At 43.0% G+C, this 15,891-nt stretch carries 16 protein-coding genes; 11 read left to right on the forward strand and 5 right to left on the reverse strand.

Annotated features, from left to right (window positions below; all coding sequences use genetic code 11):
• Window positions 1-13: 13 nt before the first annotated feature.
• Together AC4CU0_RS01950 and hemF are read right to left on the reverse strand one after the other, a co-directional pair.
• Window positions 14-235: a hypothetical protein gene (locus AC4CU0_RS01950; RefSeq protein WP_078189308.1), complete on the reverse strand. Its 222-nt coding sequence runs from the start codon at window positions 233-235 to the stop codon at window positions 14-16.
• Window positions 236-464: 229 nt separating this feature from the next.
• On the reverse strand, window positions 465-1,406 hold the full coding sequence (gene hemF, locus AC4CU0_RS01955) for an oxygen-dependent coproporphyrinogen oxidase (RefSeq protein ID WP_490742348.1): 942 nt from the start codon (window positions 1,404-1,406) through the stop codon (window positions 465-467).
• A 277-nt stretch (window positions 1,407-1,683) separates the two neighbouring features.
• Between hemF and hemN the strand changes: the two genes are divergently transcribed.
• Window positions 1,684-3,057: an oxygen-independent coproporphyrinogen III oxidase gene (gene hemN / locus AC4CU0_RS01960; RefSeq protein WP_180126859.1), complete on the forward strand. Its 1,374-nt coding sequence runs from the start codon at window positions 1,684-1,686 to the stop codon at window positions 3,055-3,057.
• Window positions 3,058-3,151: 94 nt separating this feature from the next.
• Here hemN and ribA read toward each other — a convergent pair whose 3' ends face one another.
• Window positions 3,152-3,754, reverse strand: coding sequence for a GTP cyclohydrolase II (ribA, locus tag AC4CU0_RS01965; protein WP_168379100.1), 603 nt, complete (start codon window positions 3,752-3,754; stop codon window positions 3,152-3,154).
• A gap of 311 nt (window positions 3,755-4,065) precedes the next feature.
• Here ribA and dxs point away from each other — a divergent pair, with 311 nt between their 5' ends.
• The 8 genes from dxs to AC4CU0_RS02005 all read left to right on the forward strand — a co-directional run bounded on the left by dxs (window position 4,066) and on the right by AC4CU0_RS02005 (window position 12,823).
• On the forward strand, window positions 4,066-5,976 hold the full coding sequence (gene dxs, locus AC4CU0_RS01970; RefSeq protein ID WP_490742349.1) for a 1-deoxy-D-xylulose-5-phosphate synthase: 1,911 nt from the start codon (window positions 4,066-4,068) through the stop codon (window positions 5,974-5,976).
• 112 nt (window positions 5,977-6,088) lie between these two features.
• On the forward strand, window positions 6,089-6,919 hold the full coding sequence (locus tag AC4CU0_RS01975) for an inositol monophosphatase family protein (protein ID WP_078189303.1): 831 nt from the start codon (window positions 6,089-6,091) through the stop codon (window positions 6,917-6,919).
• Between the two features lie 457 nt (window positions 6,920-7,376).
• The gene (locus tag AC4CU0_RS01980; RefSeq protein WP_078189302.1) at window positions 7,377-9,188 is read left to right on the forward strand and encodes a DEAD/DEAH box helicase; all 1,812 of its coding nucleotides are present in this window, start codon (window positions 7,377-7,379) and stop codon (window positions 9,186-9,188) included.
• 407 nt (window positions 9,189-9,595) lie between these two features.
• Window positions 9,596-10,414: an ABC transporter ATP-binding protein gene (locus AC4CU0_RS01985; protein WP_490742350.1), complete on the forward strand. Its 819-nt coding sequence runs from the start codon at window positions 9,596-9,598 to the stop codon at window positions 10,412-10,414.
• Window positions 10,411-11,190: a lipid asymmetry maintenance ABC transporter permease subunit MlaE gene (gene mlaE, locus AC4CU0_RS01990; protein WP_078189301.1), complete on the forward strand. Its 780-nt coding sequence runs from the start codon at window positions 10,411-10,413 to the stop codon at window positions 11,188-11,190. Before AC4CU0_RS01985 ends, mlaE begins: the two co-directional genes overlap by 4 nt.
• Complete coding sequence (mlaD, locus tag AC4CU0_RS01995; RefSeq protein WP_168379104.1) at window positions 11,190-11,870, forward strand: outer membrane lipid asymmetry maintenance protein MlaD; 681 nt, start codon at window positions 11,190-11,192, stop codon at window positions 11,868-11,870. The genes mlaE and mlaD overlap by 1 nt, the downstream gene beginning before the upstream one ends.
• A 17-nt stretch (window positions 11,871-11,887) precedes the next feature.
• Window positions 11,888-12,523: an MlaC/ttg2D family ABC transporter substrate-binding protein gene (locus AC4CU0_RS02000; RefSeq protein ID WP_180003433.1), complete on the forward strand. Its 636-nt coding sequence runs from the start codon at window positions 11,888-11,890 to the stop codon at window positions 12,521-12,523.
• 12 nt (window positions 12,524-12,535) lie between these two features.
• A complete protein-coding gene (locus AC4CU0_RS02005; RefSeq protein WP_180003434.1) occupies window positions 12,536-12,823 on the forward strand; it encodes an STAS domain-containing protein in 288 nt (95 codons plus the stop codon).
• 78 nt (window positions 12,824-12,901) lie between these two features.
• Here the strand turns inward: AC4CU0_RS02005 and AC4CU0_RS02010 are convergent, their stop codons facing one another.
• On the reverse strand, window positions 12,902-13,915 hold the full coding sequence (locus AC4CU0_RS02010) for a CorA family divalent cation transporter (RefSeq protein WP_490742351.1): 1,014 nt from the start codon (window positions 13,913-13,915) through the stop codon (window positions 12,902-12,904).
• A gap of 155 nt (window positions 13,916-14,070) precedes the next feature.
• Here AC4CU0_RS02010 and AC4CU0_RS02015 point away from each other — a divergent pair, with 155 nt between their 5' ends.
• Together AC4CU0_RS02015 and AC4CU0_RS02020 are read left to right on the forward strand one after the other, a co-directional pair.
• The gene (locus AC4CU0_RS02015) at window positions 14,071-14,676 is read left to right on the forward strand and encodes an LOG family protein (protein ID WP_180112982.1); all 606 of its coding nucleotides are present in this window, start codon (window positions 14,071-14,073) and stop codon (window positions 14,674-14,676) included.
• The gene (locus tag AC4CU0_RS02020) at window positions 14,676-15,083 is read left to right on the forward strand and encodes an NUDIX hydrolase (RefSeq protein WP_490742352.1); all 408 of its coding nucleotides are present in this window, start codon (window positions 14,676-14,678) and stop codon (window positions 15,081-15,083) included. The genes AC4CU0_RS02015 and AC4CU0_RS02020 overlap by 1 nt, the downstream gene beginning before the upstream one ends.
• A 46-nt stretch (window positions 15,084-15,129) precedes the next feature.
• Here AC4CU0_RS02020 and AC4CU0_RS02025 read toward each other — a convergent pair whose 3' ends face one another.
• Window positions 15,130-15,762 (reverse strand): ComF family protein, encoded by a 633-nt coding sequence (locus tag AC4CU0_RS02025; protein ID WP_490742353.1) that lies wholly within the window; start codon window positions 15,760-15,762, stop codon window positions 15,130-15,132.
• Between the last annotated feature and the right edge of the window lie 129 nt (window positions 15,763-15,891).

Raw genomic sequence — 15,891 nt, forward strand, 5'->3', positions numbered from 1 at the left:
TAAAGGCGGAAAATTAAGGATTACAAATATCTAAGACGCTTTGAATCAAGATGCTCGCAGCACTGATGACTAGACCAATGAGGGCAACGACCATGAAGCCAATGGCCAAATTATCATTCAAAGACGTTTCGGAAAAAATATTAGTACTGATAGCGCTGATCAGCACAACAGCAAAGCTCCAAAACACCAAGGCAGTAAGACTGACTGCTTTTTTATTGAGTGTTTGATGTGTCATGTGCGTTGTACTCCGTACAAGAAAGTTACAGCCATGAGTTTATTGACACATTGTGCAATGACATAGCATAAAGCTGTTTAAAAGATGTGTCATTGTTGAGCAATCTGATTACAAAGTAAATGCTTAAAAAATTTATTTATGCATCAAGATATTACATACAAATGAATACTCTAATCCTCAGGCAATAAAAAGCCCCTGACGGACAGGGGCAAATACATGTTTATCGGTTTTATTTCAGCGTATTCAGCCAATCATGCGGTTTTAAATAAAAGTCGGTGAGCCTTTTCTCGGCAGAATGTTCTTCCCATTCAGGACGATACGACCAGCCTGCCAAGGGTGGCATACTCACTAAAATCGACTCAATACGTCCACCAGTTTGTAAGCCAAATAAGGTACCACGGTCATAGACCAGGTTATATTCAACGTAACGACCACGACGGTATAGTTGGAAGTCTCGTTGTGCTTCGGTATAGGCTTTGTCTTGGTTTCTTTGGAAGATCGGTAAAATCGCCTCTAAATAACCATTACCCACGGCCTGCATATATTTGAAACAGGTTTCAAAGTCCCATTGGTTGAGATCATCAAAGAATAAACCACCCACACCACGTTGTTCATCACGGTGTTTTAGATAGAAATAGTCATCACACCATTTCTTATGTTCATCATAGAGTGTATCGCTAAATGGGGCACAAAGATCATGGGCAGTTTGATGCCAAGACAAGACATCTTCATCATTTGGATAAAATGGAGTGAGGTCAAAACCACCGCCAAACCACCAAATCGGATCTTGTCCTTCTTTTTCGGCGACAAATAAACGCACATTGGCATGTGAGGTTGGGACGTTGGGGTTTTTCGGGTGAATTACCAACGACACGCCCATGGCTTGCGCTTTTGCACCTGCAATAGCGGGATGGCGTTCAGTCGCAGAGGCGGGTAATTTTGAAATATTGATGTGCGAGAACATCACGCCGCCTTTTTCAATCACAGTTCCATTTTGAAGAACACGTGAGCGACCACCACCACCTTCAGGGCGTTCCCAGTCATCGATCGCAAATTCGGCACTTCCGCCACCAGCACGTTCTTGCTGTTCCAATGCGGCACAAATCCGTGCCTGTAAATCGCGAAGGAATTCATCTACACGTTGAATATCGGCTGAAGTTGGATTCTGCATGGTGACCTTTATTAAAATAATTTAAAGATAAGTGTCATCAAAACATAAATTACGTGAAAACTTAAGGCATTTTTCCCGATACTCAGCATCGGATCTTTGCTTTAAATCTAGATATCTAGTGATTAAACCAAAAGATCATGCAAAGTTAGCAGCAATTGCTCCGGCTGAAATTGGGCCTATTCCGACAAATTTGCTAGGTTGAATTCACATCTGAAGCTCAGCACAATAATCATAAGGTAGATTTAAATTGAATCTCATTGATTGAAATGGTGCATCGATGTCTCAGCAGGCGAGTTCTTTAATTCAAAAATACAATGTACCAGGTCCACGCTATACCAGTTATCCAACCGTGCCGTATTGGGAGGAAGCTGAATTTTCATTGCAACAGTGGAAACAGGGATTGAAGCGTTCATTTGATGAGACCAATCACAGCGAAGGCATCAGTCTGTACATCCATCTACCATTTTGTGAAAGCTTATGTACGTTCTGTGGCTGCCATAAAAAAGTCACGAAAAAACATGAGATGGAGCTGCCTTATATTCAGGCGGTGCTGAAAGAATGGGACTTATATTGTCAGCTCTTGGTTGATCGGCCAATAATTAAAGAAATTCATTTGGGCGGGGGAACGCCTACTTTCTTTTCTCCGGAGCATCTCACCCAGTTGATTCAAGGCATTCTAGTGCATGCTGATATTGCCGATACACATGAGTTTAGCTTTGAAGGGCATCCGAACAATACCACACGTGAGCATTTACAAGCTTTGTATGATGTTGGTTTTCGACGCGTAAGTTATGGAGTGCAGGATTATAATGAGAAGGTGCAAAAAGCCATCCACCGTATTCAGCCCTTTGCACATGTTGAACAAGTGACACAGTGGGCACGTGATATTGGCTATACCTCTATTTCGCATGACTTGGTTTTTGGTTTGCCATTTCAGGATCTAAACGACGTGTTGCATACCATTGAACAGACCAATCGTTTGATGCCAGATCGTCTAGCCTTTTATAGCTATGCACATGTACCGTGGATTAAGGGCAATGGTCAGCGTGGTTTTAAAGATGCCGATGTCCCGAAAGATGATTTAAAGCGTCAATGCTATGAAGAAGGTAAAAAACAGCTACTGGCGCAGGGCTATCATGAAATTGGGATGGATCATTTTGCATTAACCCAAGATCCGATGTATCAAGCTTTTCAGCAGGGCAGTTTGCACCGTAATTTTATGGGCTATACCGCATCGAAAACCCAAGTGATGATTGGTCTCGGCTTATCTTCGATCAGTGATAGTTGGTACAGCTTTGCACAAAATGAAAAGAAAATTGAAGACTATTATGCACGTTTAGAAGCGAATGAAATTCCAGTCTATCGGGGGCATGTGCTGACAGATGAGGACTTAATCATTCGTAAACATATTCTCAATTTGATGTGTACCTTCCAAACTTCTTGGGCAGGTCCAGAAATGCAATTTCCTGAGCTTGATGAAGTATTAGCGCAATTGGCTGAAATGCAAGAAGATGGCTTGCTCGAGATTTTTGATCAGCACATTCAGGTGAGTGATGCAGGCAAGCCTTTTGTCCGTAATATCTGCATGGCTTTTGATTTACGATTAAAACGTCGTGTTCCTGAAAATCGTATTTTTTCGATGACGATTTGAATCTCCCCTAACCCCTCTTTAATAAAGAGGGGGAAGCCTCCCTTTTGTAAAGGGAGGTTTGGAGGGATTAATTTATGGAGAATTTAAAGGATTTTTAAAAATCGTCCTTTTGATACATATGCGACATACGATCATGTTTGGTTTTTAAATATTGTTCGTTAAAGGGATTTAAACCCACAGTCAGCGGAACACGATCAACGACATTCACGCCTTGCTCTTGGAGCGCTTCAATTTTTAATGGGTTATTGGTAATGAGACGCACAGCCGTAATGTTGAGATGATTCAACATGATAGGGCACATATCATAACGACGTGCATCGGCAGGAAGATCCAATAATAAATTGGCATCCACTGTGTCATGGCCTTGGTCTTGTAGGGCATAAGCACGGATTTTATTGGTCAAGCCAATACCACGACCTTCTTGGCGTAAATATAAAATCACCCCTTGACCTGCTTCATTAATTAATTTTTGGGTGGCTTGAAGCTGTGGGCCGCAGTCACATTTGAGTGAAGCGAAGGCATCACCGGTGAGGCATTCGGAGTGGATACGAACTAAAACAGGTTCAGTGGGAGCTTGTTCTAGTCCTTTAGAGAGTGCGACGTGTTCTTCACCGGTTTCAGGATCCTGAAAAACCGTAATATTGAATTCACCAAAAGCGGTCGGTAATCTTGACGTTGCGACAAATTCTATAGGCACTGCTTAACCCGTTTATTCGATTATAAATTGGCTAAAGTATAGCGTAATGCTTGGACATTGGTAGAATTGCAACGACGAATTTATGCAGAACATTTTCTTTTTTGTATAAAGCGAACGATAATAGTTGATAAATAGGAAGATTATTCAGGATAATCTGACTCATTCAAAATCTCCCCAACGAGATCATTGCTAAAAATTACATCGCTACAAGTTTGGCTGATTGTAAGGTGATACAATTCGACGATATGATCGAGTTACCCATTTAGACCGAGCTTAGGAATTTGCCAGGCTTTAGAAGGCTTTGCCACATTATGCTGTATAAAGAAATACCATTTCAACGCCCTGTAACACCGTTGCTGGATACGATTAACCATCCTCAACAACTTCGTTTACTCGAGCGCAGCCAATTAGAGCAAGTGGCGGATGAGTTACGTCAATTTATTTTGTATGCGGCCGGACAAAGTGGTGGGCATTTTGGTGCCAATCTTGGGGTGATCGAATTAACCGTGGCATTACATTATTGTTTTGAAACGCCACGTGATCGTCTGATTTGGGATGTGGGTCATCAAGCCTATCCGCATAAAGCCTTAACTGGTCGTCGTGAACAATTAGTGACGATTCGTGCTAAAGATGGTTTGGCAGCGTTTCCTGCCCGTGAAGAATCTGAATTTGACACCTTTGGTGTAGGCCATTCATCAACTGCGATTTCTGCTGGTCTTGGGATGTCATTGGCACGTCGCTTCAAGCAAGATCCCTGTCATGTGGTTGCAATCGTGGGTGATGGCGCGATGACAGCAGGTATGGCTTTTGAAGCCATGAACGATGCGGTGGCACACAATGCTGACCTTATGGTGGTATTGAACGACAATGATATGTCGATTTCATGCAGTACTGGTGGTTTTGCCAAGCATTTGGCAGCGATTTGGGAAAGTGGTCAATCGGTTAATATTTCTGAAAATGGCGAAGCCTATATTCAACCGCATCCTGAATGGGCGTATAACTCACGCCTACATTGTGCTGCGACCGATGCTGCAGATAACTTATTTAAAGCCATTGGCTTTGACTACTTTGGTCCTTTTGATGGGCACGATGTTGAACAATTAACAAATGTGTTTGAAGCCTTAAAAAAACGCACAGGCCCACGTTTAGTGCATGTCTATACCAAAAAAGGTAAAGGCTTTGCACCTGCCGAAGCAGATCAAATCAAATACCATGCCATCAGTAAAGTGAATACACCCGTTGCAGTGGCAACTGCACCGAAATATTCAGATGTTTTTGGTCAGTGGTTATGTGATGAAGCTGCACAGGATGATCGTTTATTGGCGATTACCCCAGCGATGTGTGAAGGTTCAGGCATGGTGCAATTTGCCAAGCAGTTTCCTGAGCGTTTCTTTGATGTTGCCATTGCAGAACAACATGCGGTGACTTTGGCTGCGGGGATGGCCTGTGAAGGGGTAAAACCTGTTGTTGCAATCTATTCAACCTTCTTACAACGTGGTTATGATCAACTGATTCATGACGTCGCTTTGCAAAATCTCGATGTGACATTTGGTATCGACCGTGCAGGTTTGGTTGGTGAAGATGGCCCAACGCATGCCGGTGCATATGATTATGCCTTTATGCGTACCGTGCCAAACATGGTGATCATGGCGCCGAAAGACGAAAATGAATGTCGTCAAATGTTGCATACGGCTTATTTGTATAAAGGCCCAGCGGCGGTACGTTACCCACGTGGTAATGGACTGGGTGTTGAGATTCAGCAAGAGATGATTGAGCTTGAAATTGGCCGTGGTGAAATTGTTGCAAACTTCAATGATCAGCAAGATGACACCATTTCTATATTGGCTTTTGGTAGTCGTGTTCAAGCGGCACTAGAGGCAGGGCAGGCTTTAGCGACAAAGCTAGATGTGGCTGTACGTGTGATTAATATGCGCTTCGTGAAGCCATTAGATACACAGTTGATCGATCAAATCGCAGCAAGTACGCAACTATTTGTGACAGTTGAAGAGCATGCAGTCATGGCGGGTGCGGGCAGTGCAGTAAATGAATATTTAGCCCAAGCAGGCGTGGTTAAGCCTGTGCTGAATTTAGGTTTGGCTGACGAGTTCATGCATCAAGCAACACATGCTCAAATGTTGCATCAGGCTGGACTGGATGCTGAAGGCATTGGCGCTTCAGTGACACAGAGCTGGCTAAAACATAAGCAAACAGTGGTTTGTTGAATTTCTAATTTTTAGAAACATTTTTTCCCTAAAAGCCCTTATATTTGATAAGATATAAGGGCTTTTATGCATTATTCTTTATCAGTATCTTCAAATTTGTAGTGGGTGTTCAATGGAACCTATGGTGGTTATGGCTGCGCGTGCGGCTCAATTAGTTGGTCAAGAGCTTTTAAAAGCGCATCAAAATCGTCATAAACTCGATCTACAAGTCGAAGAAAAAGGAATTGATGGTCCAGTAACGCGTGTAGACCGTTATTTGGAACAATTGACTATCGATACCCTACGTAAAAGCTATAAAAATCACAGTTTCCTAGGCGAAGAGTTTGGTCTTCAAGAAGGCAAAGGTCACGACGCTGATTGGTGTTGGATCATCGACCCACTTGATGGCACATTAAACTTTGTCAATGGTGTTCCACATTTCTGTATCTCTATTGCAGTTCAACATAAAGGTGTAACTCAACACGGTGTTATTTATGACCCTGTGAAAGATGAGTTGTTCTCTGCAAGCCGTGGTCGCGGTGCGATGATGAATCAACGCCGTATTCGTGTAAATGTAAAAGACAGCTTAGAAAACACTTTCCTTTCAGTGGGTCATGCGTATCGTAAAATTCGTAATGGCGAAGTGGTTTCTTATGCGAAAAACCATTTCAACTCATTGTTAAATGTGACTGAAGCCGGTGCTCAATACCGTCGTTCAGGTTCTGCTGCTCTTGATCTAGCATATGTTGCTGCCGGTCGTTTCGATGGTTATTTCGAACTTGGTTTGAAACCATGGGACATCGCTGCGGGTGAACTTATTGTGAAAGAAGCGGGTGGTACTGTGGTTGATGCTCGTGGTGGTAACGACTCAATGGACAATGGTCAAGTACTTGCATGTTCTATGAAAATGCTTAAACCACTTATGCAAGCTGTTGTTCCAGCTTGGGGTGAAGCTGCTAAATAATAGAACACTTAGTTCGAGTTTATTGACAGAATAATGAAATAAAGCCCTCTTTATGAGGGCTTTATTTTTGTCTAATCGGTCAAAAATAAAGGCTTAAACACCTATAATTTAAAGCTTCTTACAAAAAATATTCTGAAGTTGACTAAAACAGGTGACATTTAAAAACTTTCTGCTATAATCCCCGCACGCACTAAATTTCGTTCATTACCTGAACATTCTCTTCTATCATTGTGTATGCGCGTTCCGGTCCAAAGAGAGGACGATATTTCGCGCCCCACCCAATCGCTAAGCGATTCCTTCAGGTTGCGGCTGTAATCATGTGTGCGTTATACACATCGTCGTTCTCGGATCGCCGCTGATTCTATATTTTCAGCGTTTTTTGCTGTGCCGCTTTTTGCCGATGTCCATCTGAATTCATATTTTTAATGGAGCACCCATTTTTGGGGTGAAATACTCTATGAGCAAAACTTTTGCTGATTTTCCTTTACATGAGTCGTTACAACTAGCATTACAAGGTCTAGGTTTTACTACTCCGACTCCAGTGCAAGAACAATCAATTCCAGCTGCATTAGAAGGTAAAGACCTTCTTGTATCAAGCCAAACTGGTTCTGGTAAAACTGCTGCATTCTTACTCCCAACTGTGAATGCTTTGGCTGGTCAAGACACTTTGATGTCTTTCAAAGAGCGCATGAAAGCGGTAACTGCACCGTCTATTCTTGTACTTTGCCCTACACGTGAATTGGCTCAACAGGTTAGCCAAGACGCAATTGCTTTAGTACGTCATATGAAAGGTGTTCGTATTGCTGCAATTATGGGTGGTATGCCTTTCGGTAAACAAATTCAACAGCTTAAAGGTGCACAAGTTGTCGTAGCGACTCCAGGTCGTTTACTTGACTTGGTTAACCGTCGTCAAATTAAACTAGACAACGTTGATGCATTAATCGTTGACGAAGCTGACCGTATGCTTGACTTAGGTTTCTCTGAAGACCTAGAAGCGATCAGCGACTTGGCTGCTAACCGTAAACAAACATTAATGTTCTCTGCAACATTTGCGCCGCGTATCATTACACTTGCAGAACGCATGATGAATGATCCACAGCGTATTGCGATTGAAACTGGTCACTCTACAAATACTGACATTACTCAGACTCTTCATTGGACTGACGGTTTCGAACACAAGAAAAAACTTTTGACTCACTGGTTATCTGATGAGTCTGTAGATCAAGCAGTTGTATTCGCATCTACTCAAGAAGATACAGATATGTTGGCTGAAGAACTTGCAGAAGCAGGTCACTCAGTTGTCGCTCTTCACGGTGCAATGCCACAAACTGTACGTAACCGTCGTTTACGCAGCATTCGTGAAGGTCGTGCAAAAATCTTAGTTGCGACTGACGTTGCTGCACGTGGTCTAGACGTACCAACTATTTCTCACGTAATTAACTTCGGTCTTCCAATGAAGAACGAAGACTATGTACACCGTATCGGTCGTACAGGTCGTGCGGGACGTACTGGTAACGCGATTACTTTAGCGACTTACCGTGAACGCGGTAAAATTCGTGCTTTAGAAGACTTCTTAGACGCACGTTTAAATGTATCTGAAATTGAAGGTCTTGAGCCATCTCCACCTCCTGCACGCGGTAGCCGTGATGGCGGTCGTGGTCGTCGTGATGGCGGTCGCGGTGGTCGTGGTGGTTTCGGTGGCGGTCGTCGTTTTGAAGGTGAATCAAACTTCAAACGTCGTGAAGGCAACCGTGATGGCGAACGTCGTTCATTCGGTGGCGAAGATCGTCCACGTCGCGAATATAACAACGATCGTCCACGTCGTGAAGGTGGTTTCGAAGATCGTCCACGTCGCGAATTTAACAACGATCGTCCACGTCGTGAAGGCGGTTTCGAAGATCGTCCACGTCGTGAATTTAACAACGATCGTCCACGTCGTGAGGGCGGTTTTGAAGATCGTCCACGTCGCGAATTTAACAGCGATCGTCCACGTCGTGAAGGTGGTTTTGACCGTCGTTCTAACGATGACAACCGTGGTAACCGTGTAGATTACAAACCAGCTCGTGAAGGTTATGGCGATCGTCCAAAACGTTCATTTGGTGAAGATCGTCCACGTCGTGAATTCAACGGTGACCGTCCTCAACGTTCATTTGGTGAAGATCGTCCAAAACGTTTCGGCGATGACCGTCCAAAACGTTTCGGTGATGATAAACCACGTGGTGAACGCACTTTCGGCGAAGACCGACCACGTCGTAAATTCAATGACTAATTGAATTTCGAAAGAAATATCGAAAAAACCGGTGGAAACACCGGTTTTTTTTATGGATTTAAATTAGCTTTTTAATCAGAAAAATGTATACTTGATCAAACTTTATGTGTTTAATGATAATTAATATGAACGGAAACGCGTTGGCAAATATGCGTACAGTGATGATCGAGGTACTTATGCCTTATATCGGTTTGACACTCTTATTGTGTAATATCGTTTACTATATATACAATTATTTTAACTAAATTCTTCTATTGGGTTGAAGACAGCCTCTATAAAATCGCATTAATAATAAAAAACAATTTACCTGATGGAATGCAGGGATATGCGCTCATGCAATGGTAACATTTTAAACTTCAATCCTTTATAGTATGCATGCTGAAAAAAATGCAGGAAAATCCTCAGCTATGAATAATCAAACGTCTTCTCAGACTCAGGCACTGATCGAAGTGAAAAACCTGAGTTTTAAGCGAGGAGAGCGCGTCATTTATGACAATGTCAGTTTAAAAATTCGTCGTGGTCAGATCACTGCAATTATGGGTCCATCTGGTACAGGTAAAACGACTTTACTCCGTTTAATCGGTGGTCAATTGACTCCCGATAATGGAGAAGTGTTGCTTGATGGGCAGGACATTGCACAGATGTCACGTCAGGAGCTTTTCGCTGCGCGTGCGCGTATGGGGATGTTGTTTCAGAGCGGTGCATTATTTACCGATATGTCGGTATATGAAAACGTAGCCTTTCCAATTCGTGCGCATACCAAGTTGCCAGAGCATTTGATCGCTGAAATTGTTGCGTTGAAATTAGAGTCGGTTGGTTTACGTGGTGCAGAACAAATGATGCCCTCTGAACTATCGGGTGGTATGAATCGTCGTGTGGCTTTGGCCCGTGCAATTGCACTCGATCCTGAGCTGATCATGTATGACGAACCCTTTGCAGGGCAAGACCCGATTGTGATGGGGGTTTTAACTCGCTTGATTCGTTCGCTACGTGAAGCTTTAGATTTAACCACGATTATTGTCTCGCATGATGTGGCTGAAACATTATCAATTGCAGATTACATCTATGTGGTGGCTGAAGGGAAAGTGCAGGGCGAGGGAACACCTGAGCAGTTAAAAGCACATGCCTCGCCGTTTGTGAAGCAGTTCTTGACGGGTTCGGTAGAAGGTCCAGTCGATTATCAATTCAGTCATCAGGCCTATTTAAATCATGAGGTTCGTTCATGAATGCTATTGCCGCATTAGGTAGACGCGTCATTGAACGTGTTCGAGGAATCGGCGTAGCAACCATTATGTTGCTGCAGATTCTTTTTTCCATGCCGACTTTACTTGGCGTGAAATTGTTTATTTATCAGATGTACCGTGTTGGTGTGCTTTCATTACTGATTATTGTGGTATCTGGCTTATTTATTGGCTCGGTACTGGGTTTGCAGATGTATAGCATTCTGTCGACCTTTGGTAGTGAAGCGATGCTCGGCACCGCCGTTGCACTGACGTTACTGCGTGAACTTGCACCTGTGGTTGCGGCTTTACTCTTTGCAGGTCGTGCAGGTTCTGCTTTGACGGCTGAAATTGGTTTGATGAAAGCCACTGAGCAGTTGTCGAGTATGGAAATGATCGGGGTCGATCCCTTAAAACGAGTGATCTCGCCTCGACTTTGGGCCGGTATTTTTAGCTTGCCAATGTTGTCGGTGATTTTCGCTGCGGTCGGCATCATGGGTGGTAAATTGGTGGGTGTTGATTTTCTGGGTGCAGATGAAGGCTCTTATTGGAGTGGCATCGAGAACAGTGTGCAATTCTTTAAAGACGTCTTTAATGGCACCATCATCAAAAGTTTTGTTTTTGCATTAATTTGTACTTGGATTGCGGTCTATCAGGGTTATGCCTGTGTCCCAACTTCAGAAGGTATTGCAACGTCGACCACACGTACTGTCGTGTATTCTTCGTTGTGTGTTTTAGGATCAGATTTCGTGTTGACTGCGGTCATGTTCGGAGGTATTTAATGAAATCACGTACGAGTGAACTGGCCGTCGGTTTTTTTGTCATTCTTTTTGCTATCGCTATTTTCTTCTTGGCGATGCGTGTGAGTGGTTTGGTCGGCAATAACATCGAAGACAGTTATGAATTGACCGCGACATTTGAAAATGTAAACGGGATTAAACCCCGTGCCAAAGTCACCTTAAGCGGTGTCAAAGTCGGTCAAGTGGAGTCGTTGAAACTCGATCCTGTGACGCGCTTAGTGACAGCACATCTGATTATGGATGGCTCATTAACCTCTTATAACGCAGAACAATTAAAAGAAGTGCAAAAGAATGCACTCGAAGAACTGCGTTACACATCAGACTATGAAGCAGCAACACCTGCGAAACAAAAAGAAATGGAACAGCAACTGATTGCTAACATGAAATCCATCACCAATATCGATGAAGATGCTTACATTATGGTGGCAACCAATGGTTTATTGGGTGAGAAATATTTGAAAATTGTACCGGGTGGTGGTGTCAACTTCTTAAAACGTGGTGACCAAATTGGTAATACCCAAGGTACGATGGAAATCGAAGATTTGGTGTCTAAATTTGTGACCGGTGGTGCAGGGAACAAATCTGACAGCACAGCAGATACTGAACAAAAAACAGAAGCTGCTGACACAACAACGGCAGAAGAACCTGCATTTGTTGAATAATTTTTAGGAGAAATTAAGTGAACACATTGTTAAAACATACGCTTACAGCAAGTATCTTATCAACTATGATGGCAGGTACAGCTTTTGCTGCTCCAAGCGAAGCACCACCTGCATTTGTAAAAAAAGTGGCTGATGGCCTCATTACACGTTTAAAAGCAGACCACGCAAAACTACAAAATAACCCTGCGGCTGTGAAAGCGATTGTTCGTCAAAACTTAGACCCGTACATCGATTCACAAGCGTTCACACGTATCGTGATGGGTACGTATGCAACGAATCAATACAGCTCAGCGGCTCAACGTGCACAGTTTGAACGTAACTTCCGTGCAACACTGATCGAAAACTATGGTTCAGCTTTTGCCAAGTTTAGTAACCAAACGTATAGCATGCGTCCATATAAGGCGTCGAACAGTAAGAACCCTGTTGTAACGATTGATTTCCATAACAACGGTGAAAAAATTCCAGTCTCTTTCCAGTTGGCGGATAAAGGTTCACAATGGAAAATCCGTAATATCAACGTTTCGGGTATCGACCTAGGCTTACAATTCCGTAATCAGTTTGCGGCAACTGTAAAACGTAATGGCGGTAACATTGATAAAGCAATTGCGAACTTCAAACCTGATGCTGATGCAGCATTAGACAAGAAAAAATAAGATAGGTGATGTGTGATTAAACTTCATCAACAAGAATTGATAGTTTCAGGCAAAATCGATTACAACAATGCCGAATTGTATTATCAAGACGGCTTGAAATTGATTCAACAACAGCAAGCTTTTCCCTTAGTGGTCAATCTTGCTGAGCTTGAACATGGCAGTACTTTGGCTTTAGCTGTTTTGGTCCGTTGGTTGCGTCAAACGCCAAAAGCGCAAGGTTTGCAGTTTAAAGCAGTCCCTGAAAAAATGATGAAGATTATTCAAGCCTGTCATCTTGAGCATGACTTGCAGTTGATCTAAATAAAAAAAGCACCGTAAGGTGCTTTTTTTATTGCAGTGCGATAAGAAGTTCTCGCAAGTCTACGCAATAGGAAAGGATTAAATCCATTTCTTCCAGCGGAAGTACATCAATGGGCCAATAAAGAATGCCACGATGATTAAGCTGACCACGATAAAACTGGTTGTACCATGTGCGAAGGGCAATACATCGGTGTTCATCCCATAGACGCTAGCCACTAACATCGGTGGTGCAAGCATACTTGGTAAAATCGAGAATCGACGAATCGTATCGTTCTGTTCGGTATTAATGAACCCAGAAGTGGTATCCAGTAAGAATCGAACCTTTTGGAACAAGAAGGCATCATGCTCAACAAGAGAGCGTACGTCTTCGCTGAGTTCTCGGATGTCGGCATCATAAATATGACTGCCCAAGGCGCGAGGACGTGACAGGAAGGTGAGAACACGACGTAAATCGATCAGACACAGCTGTGCTTTCCCGAGCATATCTTCTAAATGTGCAAGTCGGGTAATCATGTCATCTAAGTCTAAAATCATCTCACGATGACGGTTATTCAGCACTTCTGTGGAATATTTTTCTAAGTCCTTGTGGATATCTTCCAAGATATCCGCAAGCTCATCGAGTTTGGCTTCTAAAAGACCCAATAAAATCCAAGTTGGATCTTTATAGTCAATTTCATAGTCATTACGACGCGCACGGGCACGAAAGGCACGGAAAGCCACCAGCTTTTCACCCCGTAAAGTGAATAAGCGCTCTTTATGCAAAATAAAGGCAACTGTCTGCACGGTAGCTAAGGTGTTGGCATTTTCTTCGGGTTCGCCATCGACCTGAAAATTTTTATTTTTCGTTAAAAAATAGGTGCTGATGTGCAAAATACCATCGTCATCACGGTAGAATCGTGCACTCGACGAAATATCTTCTAATGATTTTAATGTAGGTAAATTTTGATCATAGGCATCCATAATCCATTGCTGCTCTTCCTGAGACGGGGCAATGAGATCGAGCCAGACTAAATCCTGATGTAAATCGAAGTCACCATTGATGGTGACATCTTCCAGGCTACCGCGCTCTGTGGCGTAAAAGGCTTCAAGCATGTTGTCTTTTCCCCTTGCGCAGTAAGTTAAAAATGAATGGGTGTATTTTAGACAAGGATTTGCTGAAAAACACTGTTCTAATGCTTATTTTATGAAAAAATCTGTTTAAAGTTGATTTTTCCAGCATAGCGTTCCTGATCTGATGGTGATTATAAATGAAATCTATCGCAATTTTCTGTGGTTCCGCCCTTGGTAACAATCCTGCCTATTTACAGGTGGCTGAAAAAGTCGGTCGTCATTTGGCGGCACAAGGCATCACACTGGTCTATGGTGGTGGTCGTTCAGGTTTGATGGGTGTCGTGGCAGATAGTGCTTTGCGTGCAGGTGGGCAAGTCATTGGGGTGATTCCAAAAGTCTTGGTCGATAAAGAATTGGCACATCCAGATTTAACCGAATTGCATGTGGTAGAAAATATGCAACAACGGAAAACCAAAATGTCTGAACTCTCGGATGGTTTTGTGGCGATTCCAGGTGGAGCAGGGACTTTAGAGGAAATTTTTGAGCAGTGGACGTGGGCTCAATTGGGCATTCATTTAAAGCCATGTGCCTTTCTCAATGTAGATGGTTTTTATGACGATTTATTGAATTTTCTGAAAACAACTGCAGAAAAAGGCTTTACCCATCCACGTTTTATCGAAGGCTTAATTGCAGAAGATAATATTGAAACGATTGTTGAGAAGTTTCAACATTTCACTGCGCCAGAGCCGAAATGGGGCATGGTTGAACGTACAGCCTTTATCGCGGATTTGGAACAAGATTGATGAAAACTATTACTGTTGCTGCAGCCATTATTCTAAATGAACAGCATGAACTTTTAGTGGTTCGTAAAAAACACACGGCATTCTTTATGCAAGTGGGTGGCAAGTTGGAACCCAATGAAGCCCCTGAAATCACCATGCTGCGTGAAATTCAGGAAGAAATAGGCTGCGCTGCGCAGATTGAACAATTTATTGGTCGTTTTGAAACGGCCGCTGCGAACGAAGCCGGTCATCTACTGGTGAGTTATGTCTATCTTGTTCAGTTGCAAGGTGAACCGAAAATTGATGCGGAAATTGCAGCAATTCAATGGGTTAGCTTGGATGATAGACAAACAAAACTCGCACCTTTAACACGTGAGGTGGTGATTCCTTGGGTGAAGCAGCAGGCGCGATCTCTTGTTGAAAGCTAAACCGCTTCGCTTGCTCAGTTTCTTTATTAGTGGTTGATGTTAGAAACTAAGGCTGTGCTGCAGCAATGCATGCGGCATATACCTGCGTGCAATGTAGCCGATGTAACAGCGTACTTAATGCATGGATTGAACTCCCCGTGGTCACCACATCATCGATGATGAGGACTTTACGGAAACGGCGTTTTTCGGTTGGGTTGATAATAAATTGTTGTTCGATATTTTCTAGGCGTTCTAGTCGACTTAAACCTTTTTGAGCGTGCTGTGCTTGACGAATCACTGGTTGCCAAACAGGGATCCGCAATTGCTTTGCCATCATGTGTGCAACGAGTAGCATTTGGTTGTACCCACGGTCTTTGAGTCGTTCTACTGAAATAGGCATGGGCACGATGGCTTGAACCCTAGCTAAGCGCAAGCTTAAAAGGCTCTGTGCCAGTAAATTTTGATAGTGCAATTGTTGCTCATACTTATAGCTTTGGATGATGCGATCTATTGGGAAATCATAGAGAAAGGCACAAGAGATGCTGTGTTCATGGCGGTTAACCATTTGTTTAAACCAAGGCAATTGTGCCCAGCAGTCGGTACAAAGCGAATGATGTTGTTGTCGATCGATACCACAGAGCAGGCAAGGGGAAACGCTCTGCATTCCTTTTCGGATGAAATGTTGGATGGATTGGAGCATGTTTTTATTCTAATCATTCTTTTTTGAGTATTTTGCACAGATTGCTGTGAAGTGCAATCACGACACCACAGCAACCTGTTCGACAAGCTTACTGGTTAAAGCCAATCTGTATAATTAGGATGATCGATC

The organism is Acinetobacter sp. LipI_15, assembly GCF_058242865.1.